General features: G+C 52.7%; 12 protein-coding genes. 4 read left to right on the top strand and 8 right to left on the bottom strand.

Annotated elements, in window-relative coordinates:
- Positions 1 to 2 precede the first annotated feature (2 nt).
- Together cydB and BN1190_RS06750 are read right to left on the bottom strand one after the other, a co-directional pair.
- Positions 3 to 1,019: a cytochrome d ubiquinol oxidase subunit II gene (gene cydB, locus BN1190_RS06755; protein WP_040286225.1), complete on the bottom strand. Its 1,017-nt coding sequence runs from the start codon at positions 1,017 to 1,019 to the stop codon at positions 3 to 5.
- Positions 1,006 to 2,409: a cytochrome ubiquinol oxidase subunit I gene (locus BN1190_RS06750; protein WP_040286224.1), complete on the bottom strand. Its 1,404-nt coding sequence runs from the start codon at positions 2,407 to 2,409 to the stop codon at positions 1,006 to 1,008. The genes cydB and BN1190_RS06750 overlap by 14 nt, the downstream gene beginning before the upstream one ends.
- A 306-nt stretch (positions 2,410 to 2,715) precedes the next feature.
- On the opposite strand from BN1190_RS06750, the gene BN1190_RS06745 reads away from it, so the two are divergent.
- Positions 2,716 to 4,194 (top strand): catalase, encoded by a 1,479-nt coding sequence (locus BN1190_RS06745; RefSeq protein ID WP_040286223.1) that lies wholly within the window; start codon positions 2,716 to 2,718, stop codon positions 4,192 to 4,194.
- Between the two features lie 73 nt (positions 4,195 to 4,267).
- On the opposite strand, the gene BN1190_RS06740 is transcribed toward BN1190_RS06745, so the two are convergent.
- The gene (locus BN1190_RS06740) at positions 4,268 to 5,767 is read right to left on the bottom strand and encodes a polysaccharide deacetylase family protein (protein ID WP_082023298.1); all 1,500 of its coding nucleotides are present in this window, start codon (positions 5,765 to 5,767) and stop codon (positions 4,268 to 4,270) included.
- Positions 5,768 to 6,085: 318 nt separating this feature from the next.
- Between BN1190_RS06740 and BN1190_RS06735 the strand changes: the two genes are divergently transcribed.
- Complete coding sequence (locus BN1190_RS06735) at positions 6,086 to 7,057, top strand: rhodanese-related sulfurtransferase (protein ID WP_040286222.1); 972 nt, start codon at positions 6,086 to 6,088, stop codon at positions 7,055 to 7,057.
- Between the two features lie 143 nt (positions 7,058 to 7,200).
- Positions 7,201 to 8,025 (top strand): DUF368 domain-containing protein, encoded by an 825-nt coding sequence (locus BN1190_RS06730; RefSeq protein ID WP_040286221.1) that lies wholly within the window; start codon positions 7,201 to 7,203, stop codon positions 8,023 to 8,025.
- A 63-nt stretch (positions 8,026 to 8,088) separates the two neighbouring features.
- On the opposite strand, the gene BN1190_RS06725 is transcribed toward BN1190_RS06730, so the two are convergent.
- Together BN1190_RS06725 and BN1190_RS06720 are read right to left on the bottom strand one after the other, a co-directional pair.
- Positions 8,089 to 9,072 carry an NAD(P)/FAD-dependent oxidoreductase gene (locus tag BN1190_RS06725; RefSeq protein WP_040286220.1) on the bottom strand — a complete coding sequence of 328 codons (984 nt, stop codon included), beginning with the start codon at positions 9,070 to 9,072 and terminating at the stop codon, positions 8,089 to 8,091.
- 135 nt (positions 9,073 to 9,207) lie between these two features.
- Positions 9,208 to 9,504 carry a DUF6509 family protein gene (locus BN1190_RS06720; RefSeq protein WP_040286219.1) on the bottom strand — a complete coding sequence of 99 codons (297 nt, stop codon included), beginning with the start codon at positions 9,502 to 9,504 and terminating at the stop codon, positions 9,208 to 9,210.
- Positions 9,505 to 9,700: 196 nt separating this feature from the next.
- Here BN1190_RS06720 and BN1190_RS06715 point away from each other — a divergent pair, with 196 nt between their 5' ends.
- On the top strand, positions 9,701 to 11,398 hold the full coding sequence (locus BN1190_RS06715; protein ID WP_040286218.1) for a M3 family oligoendopeptidase: 1,698 nt from the start codon (positions 9,701 to 9,703) through the stop codon (positions 11,396 to 11,398).
- A gap of 50 nt (positions 11,399 to 11,448) precedes the next feature.
- On the opposite strand, the gene BN1190_RS06710 is transcribed toward BN1190_RS06715, so the two are convergent.
- The 3 genes from BN1190_RS06710 to BN1190_RS06700 form a co-directional block, all read right to left on the bottom strand.
- Positions 11,449 to 12,426, bottom strand: coding sequence for a zinc-binding dehydrogenase (locus tag BN1190_RS06710; protein WP_040286217.1), 978 nt, complete (start codon positions 12,424 to 12,426; stop codon positions 11,449 to 11,451).
- A 139-nt stretch (positions 12,427 to 12,565) separates the two neighbouring features.
- Entirely contained in the window at positions 12,566 to 13,075 is a 510-nt protein-coding gene (locus BN1190_RS06705; protein WP_040286216.1) for a helix-turn-helix domain-containing protein, read from the bottom strand.
- 99 nt (positions 13,076 to 13,174) lie between these two features.
- The gene (locus tag BN1190_RS06700) at positions 13,175 to 13,663 is read right to left on the bottom strand and encodes a dUTP diphosphatase (RefSeq protein ID WP_040286215.1); all 489 of its coding nucleotides are present in this window, start codon (positions 13,661 to 13,663) and stop codon (positions 13,175 to 13,177) included.
- Positions 13,664 to 13,688 lie beyond the last annotated feature (25 nt).

Below are 13,688 nucleotides of genomic sequence, written 5' to 3'. Positions count from 1 at the left end.
CATCAGTACTCCAGATGCTCCGAGTCTTCTGTCAGACGCTTACGGAAGACGTAATAACTCCAGATTGTATAGCCGATGACGATCGGCACCATCGTCAGCGCGACGAACGTCATCAATTTCAGGGAATACTCACCCGAAGCAGACGCTTTGATGGTCATATTGAACGCCGAGTCGATCGTGCTCACTAGGACGTTCGGGAACAGGCCGATGAAGAAGGAAGCCGTCACAGCAGCCAGCGTGACCGCAGTTACGGTGAAGCTGAACCCTTCCCGGCCTTTTTTGATAAGACGATGCAGCAGGGCATACAGGATGAGCACAACTGCGAACAGCGGGATGAGAATGGCCGGACGGCTTGCAAAAGCGTCCGTATAGACGGCTGTCAGACCGATGAATACCGCAAGGACAATGCCGGCAGCCCAATAGATCCTGAGCGCTGCTTCCTTCGCCCGTTTCCGCATCGGTCCCTCCGTCTTCAACGTGAGGAACAGCAGGCCGTGCAGGTAGGACAACAGGACGAAAGCCACTCCGCCTGCAACGGTATAGATGTTGACAAAATCAGCGAACCCGGCATGCAGGTTCATGTCCCCATCGACCGGCATCCCTTTCAGCATGCTGGAGAACAGCACACCGAGGAGGAACGGCGGCACGATGCTCCCCGCAAAGATCGACCAGTCCCAGACGGCGATCCATTTCGGGGAATCCACTTTCTCACGGAACTCGAACGCGACACCGCGTGCGATAAGGACGATCAGCAGCAGGACGAATGGCATGTAATACCCGCTGAAAACAGTCGCATACCAGTGCGGGAACGCGGCGAACATCGCACCGCCCGCTGTGATGAGCCACACTTCGTTCGCATCCCATACAGGTCCGATCGTATGGATGAGCAATTGTTTTTCACGTTCTGTCTTGGCCAGGAATTTCGTTCCCATGCCAACTCCGAAGTCGAACCCTTCCAAGATCATGAATCCGATGAACAGGACCGCGATCAATACGAACCACAAATCACTTAGTGCCATTTGTCACGCCTCCTACGTTAAACGGATCTGTTACCGATACGTCTTCTTGTTTGCGTTCTTCCGGTCCGCGCTGGATCACTTTCACGAACAGCACGACCATGATGATTCCGAGGATCGCATAGATGGTGGAGAACGAAATGAGCGAGAACAGGATCTGCCCTGCCGAGACGTTCGGCGATACGGCATCCGCCGTCTTCATGAGCCCGTTGACCACCCATGGCTGCCGTCCGATCTCGGACATGATCCAGCCGAACGAGTTGCCGATGAACGGCAGGAAGATGACCGGGATCATCAGTTTCAAGTACAAGGAGGATGCAGCGATCTTCTTGCGGAATAGCAGGAACAGTCCGAGCAGACTTGCCATGACCAGCACACCGCCTGTTCCGGCCATGATCCGGAAACTCCAGAATGTCGTTTTGACAGGAGGGATGTAATTGCCTTCCCCGTACTTCTCGACCATCTGGTCATTCAATGTATTCATGCCCAATACTTTACCGGAAAACTCGTTGTAGCTCAGATAACTGAGCAAATACGGAATTTCCAGCCGCTGGGTCGTGACCTGCTTGTCGGAATCGATCTTCGCGATGACCGTCCATGCGGCCGGGTCTCCGCTGTCTTCCCAAAGACCTTCCGCTGCAGCCATCTTCATCGGCTGTGCATGCATCAGATATTGTGCCTGCGAGTGGCCAGTGAATGCCAATCCGAGTCCGCCGACCATCCCGACAAGAAGTCCGATACCAATCGACTTTTTGAAGAAATCGGTCTGCCGTTTCTTCAATAGATAGAACGCACTGACACCGACGACGAAGAATGCGCCCGTTGCGATGCTCCCGAAGATCGTGTGCGGGAATGCAACCCACAGTTTTTCGTTCGTCAGCAGCGCGACAATATCATTCATCTCCGCGCGGCCGTTCTGCAGCTGATAGCCGACCGGGTTCTGCATGAACGAGTTGGCTGCCAGAATCCAGAAAGCGGACAGCACCGTACCGATCGATACGAGCCAGATCGATGCCAAGTGGACTTTCTTGGACAGCTTATGGGCACCGAAGATCCAGATCCCAATGAATGTCGACTCCAGGAAGAAGGCAAGCAGTGCTTCCACTGCAAGCGGTGCCCCGAAGATGTCCCCGACGAACCGGGAATAGGTCGACCAGTTCATGCCGAATTGGAACTCCTGAAAGATCCCCGTCACAACACCGATCGCGAAGTTGATGAGGAAAAACACACTCCAGAACTTCGTCATCTTCATATATATCTCTTTTTTCTTCACTACGTAGAGTGTCTGCATGATCGCGATGATTAGCGCCAGCCCGATCGACAGCGGAACAAAAATGAAGTGGAACAACGTTGTCGATGCGAACTGGATCCTTGCGAGTAAAACCTCTTCCATCCCTATCTCTCCCCTCACACTCAATCTGACTCCATTATAAATTAAAAGCTAAAATACTTTGTGAGCAATCAGCGGAGGATCTGTTACAAAGCTGTAAACTTCCGGGCTGTTTCGGTATCCTTTGTAGAAATGTTGACACATGTCAGATGTCCCCCATCTTTTTTGGAATATATATTGAAAGTAATTATACTCCAGATGATAACTTGTACTTAACAATAATAATTCTAAACAAAATGCTGGCTAACTTGTCACCCGGCTGATATAGTGGATTCATAGCTTAGGAAAAAGAGATTGGGAGGAATTGAGATGAATTCAAATGAGAATCCAAACAACAAAAAATTGACGACAGCTGCAGGTGCCCCTGTAGTTGATAACCAGAACTCCATGTCCGCCGGCCCACGCGGCCCGCTGCTGCTTCAGGACGTCTGGCTCATCGAGAAACTTGCGCACTTTGACCGCGAAGTCATTCCCGAACGCCGCATGCACGCGAAAGGGTCCGGTGCATATGGAACGTTCACCGTGACGAACGATATCACGAAATACACGAAAGCCAAGATGTTCTCCGAAATCGGCAAGAAGACGGAAATGTTCGCCCGGTTCTCCACTGTCGCAGGCGAGCGCGGAGCAGCGGACGCCGAGCGGGATATCCGCGGCTTCGCCCTCAAGTTCTATACCGAGCAGGGCAACTGGGATCTTGTCGGCAACAACACGCCGGTGTTCTTCTTCCGTGATCCGCTTCAATTCCCGGATTTGAACCACGCCGTCAAACGCGATCCGCGTACGAACCTGCGCAGTCCGAAAAACAACTGGGATTTCTGGACATCGCTGCCTGAGGCGCTGCACCAGATCACCATCCTGATGAGCGACCGGGGCATCCCGCGCACGTACCGCCATATGCACGGATTCGGCAGCCATACGTACAGCTTCATCAATGCCGACAACGAACGGGTCTACGTGAAGTTCCACTTCCGGAGCCAGCAGGGCATCGAGAACCTGACGGATGCCGAATCCGCGGCAACGATTGCGACAGACCGGGAAAGCCACCAGCGGGACCTGCTGGAAAGCATCGACAACGGGGACTTCCCGAAATGGAAGATGTATATCCAGGTGATGACGGAGGACGAAGCGGCCAACATGCCGTTCAATCCGTTCGATCTGACAAAAGTCTGGTACAAGAGCGACTTCCCTCTGATTGAAGTAGGGGAGTTTGAGCTGAACCGCAACCCTGAAAACTACTTTGCCGAAGTCGAACAGGCTGCGTTCACTCCGGCTGCCGTCGTCCCGGGCATCAGCTTCTCACCGGACAAAATGCTGCAGGCGCGGTTGTTCTCCTATGGTGATGCCCAGCGGTACCGTCTAGGTGTCAATCACCATCAGATCCCGGTCAATGCACCGAAGTGTCCGTTCCACAGCTTCCATCGTGACGGACAGATGCGGGTCGACGGCAACCACGGCAGCCGGACTTCCTACGAGCCGAACAGCGTCGGTGAGTGGCAGGAGCAGCCGGACTTCCGGGAGCCGCCTTTGAACTTGCATGGCGCCGCCGATCACTGGAACTTCCGTGAGGACGATGATGATTACTTCACACAGCCTGGAAAATTATTCAACCTTCTGAATGAGGACGAGAAAGAGCGTCTGTTCCGCAATACGGCGGATAACATGGGAGACGCCCCTGCCGAAATCAAGATCCGCCACATCAAACACTGCTACCAGGCAGACCCTGCTTATGGCGAAGGGGTTGCTTCCGCGCTCAGCATTCCGATGAATGAAGTGCTGGCGGACTGACTGCCATCTGCATAATCAGGTAATACAAAAAGGCTGGAAATCCATTGGATTCCCAGCCTTTTTGCTGTTTTGGTCACTTCATTTCCGACACCGTGACAAACGTGTAGCCTTCTGCCGTCAAATACTGCATTACAGCTTCCAGACCGTCCGCAGTCGACATATGGATGTCGTGCATGAGGACTGTGCTGCCATCTTTCGTCGCTTTCTTCACTTCCTCCAGCAGTTTGCCGGCATCCCGGTACTTCCAGTCCATTGTATCGACATCCCACAGGACGATCGGCGGAATGGTCTGCTTGCTCAGCTGTTCCGTATAGGCGCCATATGGAGGCCGGAAGACAGTCGGCTTTTCCCCCGTGACTTTGTGGATGATGTCCTTGGTCCGGTTGATCTCTTCCAGTGCTTTCGGCAGCGTCATCTTGCTCAGATCCGGATGATTCCATGAATGGTTGCCGATTTCGTGTCCGGCATCTTTGACGGCTTTCGCCAAGTCCGGGTAGTATTCCACACGGCTGCCAAGCATGAAGAAGGTCGCTTTGGCGTCATACTTTTTCAGGATCTCCAGGATTTTTCCCGTTGAGGCCGGTTCAGGACCATCATCGAACGTCAGTGCCACCCGTTTCTGCTGCGGGGCAGCCGGTGCCGTCTCTTCCCCGCCGGCCTTCGGTTTGCCGCCTTCGGTTTTGACAGCTTCCCCGGTCTTCTTCGTCCCATCTACGGAACCTGCTGATTTTCCGGTATCAGGCTTGTCTCCGCCCGCCGGCTTCGCTGCAGCGACCTGGTAAGCCGGCTCCAGCAGGTCATTCACTTTATCGATGGGCAGCTTGGCTGCCTGTGCACCGGCCGCTTCCTCTTTCAGGGAACCGCTTTCGAAATAGAAGATAATCTCCTTATCGGTCAGTGCAAAGTTTTTATAGTTCTTCCAATCCGGTTCAGTCCGGATCTGCATCTTATCCGCAATGATGCCTTCCTGCAGGCCTTCCGTATGCATGATCGTTTCCCGGACGCGCTTTGTCACTTCCTCGACAGTTTCCGGGCTGTCGCTGAACACGTTCCGGATGTCCATCACCGTTCCGCTCTCTCTGTCCAGATGGAAGGATTCGATGTCTGCAGGCTGCTTCACGCCACCTACTGTCTCGTTATTGGTGATGACGAACGAGTAGTTACCTTTATGATCCACATGTGTCTCAAACGATATATTGAGTTCACTTTTCTTCTGCTTCGGCTTCTTGACATTCGCCAAGGCGGCCAGGTACCGGTTCTTCTCCTGGTCAATATAGCCGCGCACATCCCGGTTGAATTCATCATTTCCGCTTTCGGGGTACTGGATTGCATATTTCACGAGAGGGTCGTTGGAAGTTTCCGTGATAATCCCGATTCCTTCGTAGTTCGAATCCGATTTATCGACCTTCACATTTGTATCACCGGGTTCCGGCATCTTGGCCGACATCAGATGCTGGTCGGATTTTTGGTTTGTCACTAACAGTACAAGTGCCGTCGTCGCAAGAAACAGTATGACTGCTGTCAACAATACATCGATCAAGCTGAACTTTCCGATGCCTCGCTTTTTTTCCATTGCTGATTGAACTCCTCTTCGGGTATATATTCCATATGTTCACAGACGGCAGCCGACTGGCAGGCAGCCTATGAGTTCGTATTCTCCTATGTATTCCCTTACCAGTTGCATATCCTAAATATTAGTACATATTTTACTAGATTACAATTGTTTTCAGGGTGTTCACTGCTGCTTTTTCCATCGCTTTTTTTGTGGTATACTGGTATCGACCCGGATCTTGCAAATGCGGGCAGCTTTTTTATGAAGAGAAACCAAAGTTGCACCGGGCCGGCTGTTTTACCCTATTGCAAAGTGAAAAAACAGAAGGTGGTTAACACAATGGAAAAAGGAAATTACCGTGTATTGCTGTTCTACAAGTACGTACCTATCGATGATCCAGAAACGTTTGCGGCGGAACATCTGCAGTTCTGCAAGGACCTCGGATTGAAAGGACGTATACTGATCGGTAAGGAAGGTATCAACGGAACTTGCTCAGGAACGGTCGAGCAGACCGATGCATATATGGAGCATATGAAGCAGGACAAGCGCTTCGAAGACCTCTGGTTCAAAATCGATGAAGCCGACGGCCATGCGTTCAAGAAGATGCACGTGCGTCCGCGGAAAGAAATCGTGAATCTGAGTCTTGAAGAAGATGTGAATCCTTTGGAAACAACAGGGGCTTATTTGAGTCCTGAAGAGTTTTTCGAAGCGATGCAGCAGGAGGACACGGTCGTTATCGATGCACGGAACGACTACGAATATGATCTCGGCCATTTCCGCGGAGCAATCCGGCCGGACATCGAAAATTTCCGGGACTTGCCGGAATGGGTCCGCGATAACAAGGAACAGCTGGAAGGCAAGAAGGTTCTCGCCTATTGCACAGGCGGCATCCGGTGTGAGAAGTTCACGGGCTGGCTCAAGCGCGAAGGCTTCGAAGACGTCGGTCAGCTGCACGGCGGCATCGTGACCTACGGTAAGGATCCCGTTGCGAAAGGCCAGCTGTGGGACGGTCAGTGTTATGTGTTCGATGAGCGTATCGCCGTACCTGTCAATCAGGTGGAACACGTCGTGGTCGGCCGTGATCATTTCGACGGCACGCCTTGTGAGCGCTATGTCAATTGCGCGAACCCTGAATGTAATGCGAAAATCCTCGCTTCCGAGGAGAATGAGTATCTATACATGCGCAGCTGCTCGGACGAGTGCCGCACGCATCCGCGCAACCGCTATTTTGTCGAGCAGAACATGACGAAGGAAGAATTCGAGGAACGGCTCGCAAAGCTGGATGCACATCGTTCTGAAGTGCATGCGTAAGTGAGACGCTGTATGGCGCATAGACGGCTCCATCCGCCTATGCGCTTTTCCATGCGCGTTTTTCGCGGACAGCCGGCACGTCAGCGGAACATTTCACTTTTGCAGACGTCCACTGTTCAAGCATGATATTGGAGGAACAACGAATGGAATGGAAAAATATCTACAGAGGGTTTTTAATGGGGATCAGTGATCTGATCCCGGGAGTGAGCGGCGGGACTATCGCGTTCCTGCTCGGTATCTACGATAGGCTGCTGACTTCGATCAGCGGATTCTTCAGCAAAGACTGGCGCCGGCATATCGGATTCCTGCTGCCGCTCGGTATCGGGATGGCAGCTGCGCTGCTGCTGTTCAGCCGTGTCATCCATTTTTTACTGAAACATTATTTTGCACCGACCCAGTTCTTCTTCATCGGTCTCATTCTCGGCATCCTGCCGTTCATGACCCGACAGGCGAACATGAAATCGTCTTTCAAAGCCCATCATTACCTGATTCTGCTGACCGTAGCGGCTTTGCTGGCAGCAACCGGCTTCATGGCGCCTGCTGACCGGGCTGTCATCACATCACTGACACCTGTTTCTGCGATCCTTCTGTTTCTTGCAGGCTGGGCGGCCAGTACCGCAATGTTGCTTCCCGGTATCAGCGGATCGTTCATCCTGCTGCTTCTCGGGTTCTACTCGACGGCGATCGGTGCACTGTCCGATTTCAATATCCCTGTCATGATCGTTATCGGACTCGGTGTCGTGCTCGGTTTCATCATCAGCAGCAAAGTGATCCACTACCTCTTGAACCGGCATGCGACGCTGACCTTCTCGATCATCATCGGGCTGATCATCGGATCGGTGTTTGTCATCTACCCCGGTATACCGGAAAGTGGGACTCCTTTTGTCATGAGCGGCATTGCGCTCATCATGGGGCTGCTCGTATCGAATCTGTTCCAGCCTACTGCAGTCAAAAAGAAAGTGAAATGAAAAAGACGGCCCATCCGGCAGATCACTCTGCCGGCAGGCCGTCTTTTTTCATGTACGATGAAATTATGAGAAGACGCTTGTACTGTGAAGCGGCTGGACGCGCGCCTTCGGATCGAGATACGCTTTTGCGTTATTGACAGCGATCGGCGCTTCGCCGAGACCGACGGCGATCAGTTTGACTTTGCCGTCGTAGTTCGTAACATCGCCTGCTGCGTAGATCCCTTCGATATTCGTCTCCATCCGTGTGTTGACGACGATCGAATTCTTATCCATTTCCAAGCCCCACTCCTTGATCGGTCCGAGTGAGGAAATATTGCCGTAGTTGACAACGACGTGATCCATCGACAGAACCTCTTCCGTGCCGTCTTTGTGGACGAGGAGAACTTCGTGGACCTTGCCGTCTTCCCCGCGCAGTGATTTCACCGATTGCGATGTCTTCACGGTCACGTTCGATTCCATCAGCTGGTTGACACTCGTCTCATGAGCGGTGAACCGCTCACGGCGGTGGACAAGCGTCACACTTTCCGCAATGTCTTCCAGCATGAGCGCCCAGTCGACAGCGGAGTCGCCGCCGCCGCAGACGAGGACATTTTCGCCTTTGAACATGGCAAGGTCCTTGATGCCGTAATGGAGGCTGTTGTTTTCAAAATGAGTTTCCTCTTCGATGCCGATCTTGCGCGGCTGGAATGCACCGATTCCCGCGGTCAGCAGGATGGTCCTTGTCAGATGCTCCCCTTTGTCCGTCTTCAGGACGAAATGGTCGCCGTTCCGTTCAGCAGACAGCGCCGCTTCCCCGAGAAGGATCTCCGGATTCGAATGATGCGCCTGTGTGACAAGATTCGCAACGAGATCCTTCGCGAGGATCTTCGGGAACCCTCCGACATCATAGATGTATTTGTCCGGGTACAGTTCAATGAGCTGCCCCCCGAGCTGCGGCAGGCTGTCGATAATCTTGACCGACATTTCCCGCATCCCCGCGTAGAAAGACGCGAAAAGACCGGTCGGGCCTCCGCCAATTATGGTTATATCAACGATTTCTCGATCCATAGCAAACACTCCATTACTAATAGATTTTGCAGAATGTCCGGACATTGTTCAGTGAACATCGTTCCGCCATTCGGGTATGACACCATTATCCACTATTCCAAGCAGAATATCACGTATTTTGAACGCAGACCAGGATCACTCCGCGTCCGCTGCATCTGCATGGGATCGGCAGAATTCGAGCACCTCCGCCTGTTCGTCCTCTTCCAATTCGAAGTCGAGCGGTTCCTCCGTCCCCTTTTTGAAGAAGTAGGTGCCGGTAATCCTGTCATTTCCGTTTTCCTGTATGAAGACAGCCCGGATGCCGCCTGCCCCTTCTTCTGCGAGCTCGTCCTCTTCGTCGAAATCGATATGGAGGAACACCTCATACCGCCGTCCTTCCAGGATGCCGGTCGGATCGACCAATTCGTTTATCGTATATTGCGTAATGTTCATCAGCTTGACGGTCTCCTTCGTTATACGTTTTGAGCAGTCTCTGCCGCTGCCTTCATCATACCACGGCGTCCATGCAGTGGATACTTATACACACTGCGAAAAAGCCTGGACGCAGGCTGTCCTCTTTTTTGCATTTTACGGCCCTTTCCCGGACAATAGTAGTGGTCAAGTATTTTTTATGGAGTGGAGGAATCATATGATACTGTTTGACGAATACCAATATGCACGGCCGGATATGGACGAGATCCGCGCGGAGTTTACTGACTTGCTGCATAAGTTCAGAGACGCCGGGTCCTATGAGGATCAAAACGAAGTGATCGAAAAGATCAACGCCATCCGGAATGATTATTCAACGCAGCTCAATCTTGCATACATCCGATCTTCCATCGACACGCATGATGAGTATTACCAGAAAGAACGCGACTATTTTGATGAAGTGAGCCCCGGGTTCCAGGAACTGACGACGGAATTCTATAAAGCGCTGACGACATCGGCATACCGTAAAGAGCTGGAAGACCGGTGGGGCCGGCAGCTGTTCGCTCTCGCTGAAAACGAGATCCGCGCGTTCGCTCCGGAGATCATGCCGCTGCTGCAGCAGGAAAACAAGCTGACGTCGGAATATGCCAAGCTGGTTGCTTCCGCACAGATCGAGTTCGACGGCAAGGTATTGACGCTTGCGCAGCTCGGCCCCTATATGGAATCGACAGACCGGAATGTCCGCAAGCAGGCGATGACAGCCCAGTACTCGTTCTTCGGGCAGCATGAAGAACGGTTCGACGGCATTTTCGACGAGCTCGTCAAACTGCGTGATAAAATCGCGAAGACGCTCGGGTTCGAATCGTTCACGGAACTCGGATACGTCCGCATGTCGCGTATCGGCTATGATGCGGGAATGGTCAAAAAGTTCCGCGATCAGGTCCGCGACTATATTGTTCCTGTTGCGAACAAGCTCTATGAACGTCAGGCGGCCCGCATTGGAGTCGATTCCCTGAAGTTCTACGATCAGTCACTCGATTACCTGACAGGCAATGCAGTACCGAAGGGATCGCCAGAGTGGATCATCGAGCAGGGCAAGGAGATGTACAAGGAACTGTCGCACGAGACAGACGAATTCTTCACATACATGACCGAGAAGAACCTGCTCGATCTCGTAGCAAAAAAAGGAAAGGAAGCCGGCGGTTACTGCACGTTCATCGATAACTACGATTCGCCGTTCATCTTCTCGAATTTCAATGGGACATCGGGCGATATCGATGTGCTGACACACGAGGCGGGACACGCCTTCCAAGTGTACTCGAGCCGCAACATCGGAATCCCTGAATACGTCTGGCCGACCAGTGAAGGCGCCGAAATCCATTCCATGAGCATGGAGTTCTTTACATGGCCGTGGATGGAGCTGTTCTTCCGGGAGCAGACCGAGAAGTATAAATTCTCGCACTTGAGCAGCGGTCTTCTCTTCCTGCCGTACGGTGTCGCAGTCGATGAGTTCCAGCATGAAGTGTACGATCATCCGGAAATGACGCCTGCCGAGCGGAAAGCCGCATGGAAACGGATTGAGCAGATCTATTTGCCGAACCGCGATTATGACGGCAACCCGTACTTGGAGAGCGGGGGCATCTGGCAGCGACAGGCACACATCTATGACGTCCCGTTCTACTATATCGACTACACGCTTGCCCAGATCTGCGCGTTCCAGTTCTGGAAGAAAGATCAGGAAGACCACGACGCTGCCTGGAACGATTATGTCCGTCTCTGTAAACTCGGCGGATCGAAATCATTCACGGAGCTCGTGGCGGAAGCGAACCTCATATCGCCGTTCGAAGACGGCTGTGTGGAATCGGTCGTCGGCACGATCGAGAGCTGGCTCGATTCGGTGGATGACAAAAAGTTATGACAGACAGAGACAGCCCGTACGGTCCTGAGAAAGGACCGGCGGGCTGTTTGTTAAATGGAGAATACGATCTTGCCGAACTGGCTGCTGTCCTCGAGCATCTGGAACCCATCAAGTGCCTCGTTGAACGGAATCACTTTATCGATCACAGGGCGGATGCCGTGCTCGCCGGCAAACGCAAGCATCTCACGCAGCTCCTCGCGGCTCCCCATCATGGAACCGACAATCTCCTGCTGCTTGTTGAAAAGCGCACGCAGGTTGATGTCGACAGTATCCTCGGTCGTAGCACCGAAAACGACAAGGCGTCCGCCGCTCTTCAAAATGCCGAGCGACCGGTTGAATGTCGCCCTGCCGACACTCTCGATGACGAGGTCGATCGTTTCATCTTTCAACTCTTCTTCCCAATTCCCGTTCGTATCGATGGCACGGTCTGCCCCGAGCCGGAGGGCGGCATCCCGCTTTTTCTCACTTCTTGATGTTACGATGACCCGGGCACCTTTCGCCTTCGCGAATTGGATGATGAATGTGACAACACCGCTGCCTGCCCCGGGAATGAAGACCGTCTCGCCTTCTTTCACCTCCCCTCGGGTCACGAGCGCACGATAGCCTGTCAGTCCGGACAGACCGACGCAGGCAGACTCCTCCCACGACAGGAAATCGGGACGCGGTTCCAACTGCTCGGCAGAGATTGCGATCTTCTCCGCGAACGTCCCATCATCCGGCATGCCGAGCGGGCTGAACCCGTCAGGTGAGGCACTGCTGTTTTCAACCCAATGCATGGACGGGTTGATAAGCACCTCATCCCCCACCGACCAGCCGGTCACCCCTTCACCGATTTCGCAGATCGTGCCTGCGCCATCCGATCCGAGTATGAGGTCCGGCCCTTCGTGGTTCCGCCTGTCCGGAATGTAGAGGTCCCTCCGGTTCAGACCTGCATTTCTCAGCTTGACGACGACATCACCTTCCGATGCCGACGGTTCCGGCATCTCCTCCAGACGGAGTCCTTTGTCACCATGTACGAGTGCTTTCACAGTAGTAGCCACCTTCCTGCTTGCGCATAATTGTTGCGGGAATTTTCCTGCACTTCTATCATCATAGCGTACCTTTCGTAATCTCCAAAACAAAAGACACAGCAGATGATGAAATCCGCTGTGTCCGTCTCTGTGTATGTCAGTTCCCGGCCGGCTTCTGCAGGCGGCATTTCAGCTTTGCCAGTTCCAGCAGTTCCAGGACATCTTTTTTCGGCAGCTTCGTCAGCAGGTGCAGCATTTCACGTTCTGCAAGACGGCGGCCTTTCCCGCTCCGGTACCGCGCTTTGTTATCGGCGTCCAGCTGTTCGTACAATGCAGTCATCTCGTCGCTCTGCTCGTCCGCAAATCCGTCAACGGTCAATGTCTCGCGAAGACGCTCATAGAGAGGCTCTGCACTGGCACTGTTCGACTGATTGAAAGCAGGAGACTTCTTCGAATCCCCTAAAATCAGCTCATCTGTCGAGATGTTGAAACGTTCCGAAATTTTTGCAACCCAGGCTGCAGACGGCGCGTTTTTCCCTTTTTCCCAGTCTTTGATGCGGCTCGCCGATGTGCCGATGGCCGCACCGAAGGCCATCATGGAGAGGCCCCGCTGTTCTCTTAGTTCCTTCAACCTGATTCCAAACGCTTCCTTGCTCCACTCGTTCACAAAAAATCCTCCTCTAATAGTCTCTTGTTCTATTATTTTTCATTTCATTGAGTTTGTCAATCCATTATTTTTTCAATAAATCTCATAGAACGGAAGACTTCAATATCCCGATTTTTGACGCTCATAATTCGTTTCGTTTTTGTCAATATACGCGGCAATGATCTCGTCAGGTGTGAACCCGAGTTTTTCTGCAATGCGGCCGTACTGTGTCCAAAGACCCGTGTAGGTATGCATGGTGGGATCTGCTTCGAAATGGAGGATTGCCCGGTTCGTGTCCAGGAATACTGCAGTCAGCGAATCGGAGGTGGATTCGATGTCCCAATCATTGAAGGCCGTAAGTCCGGATGCAATGCCGAGTGACAATAGGAAGTGGATTGAATCCACATATTCCTCCAAAATGACCGAGCGTTCGGAAGGTCCTTTGGTACTCCAAAATTTGAAACAGCGGGTCTCATTTGCTAATTCGGACAGTTCCACGAGCAGTGCCAGCACTTTTTCATGGAACAGGTCCCCTGTCGACAGGCTGTGCTGCTGGTGAATGTATGTATCAAGTGCTTCCTGCATGGTAAACAATTTTTCAAGTTCCATTGGGTACCCCTTTCCGCCGCGCTTC

The organism is Sporosarcina koreensis, from assembly GCF_000826145.2.
Classification (GTDB): Bacteria; Bacillota; Bacilli; order Bacillales_A; family Planococcaceae; genus Sporosarcina; species Sporosarcina trichiuri.
The sequence above is the reverse complement of the archived record's forward strand: the minus strand, read 5'-3'. Positions and strand labels throughout refer to the sequence as shown.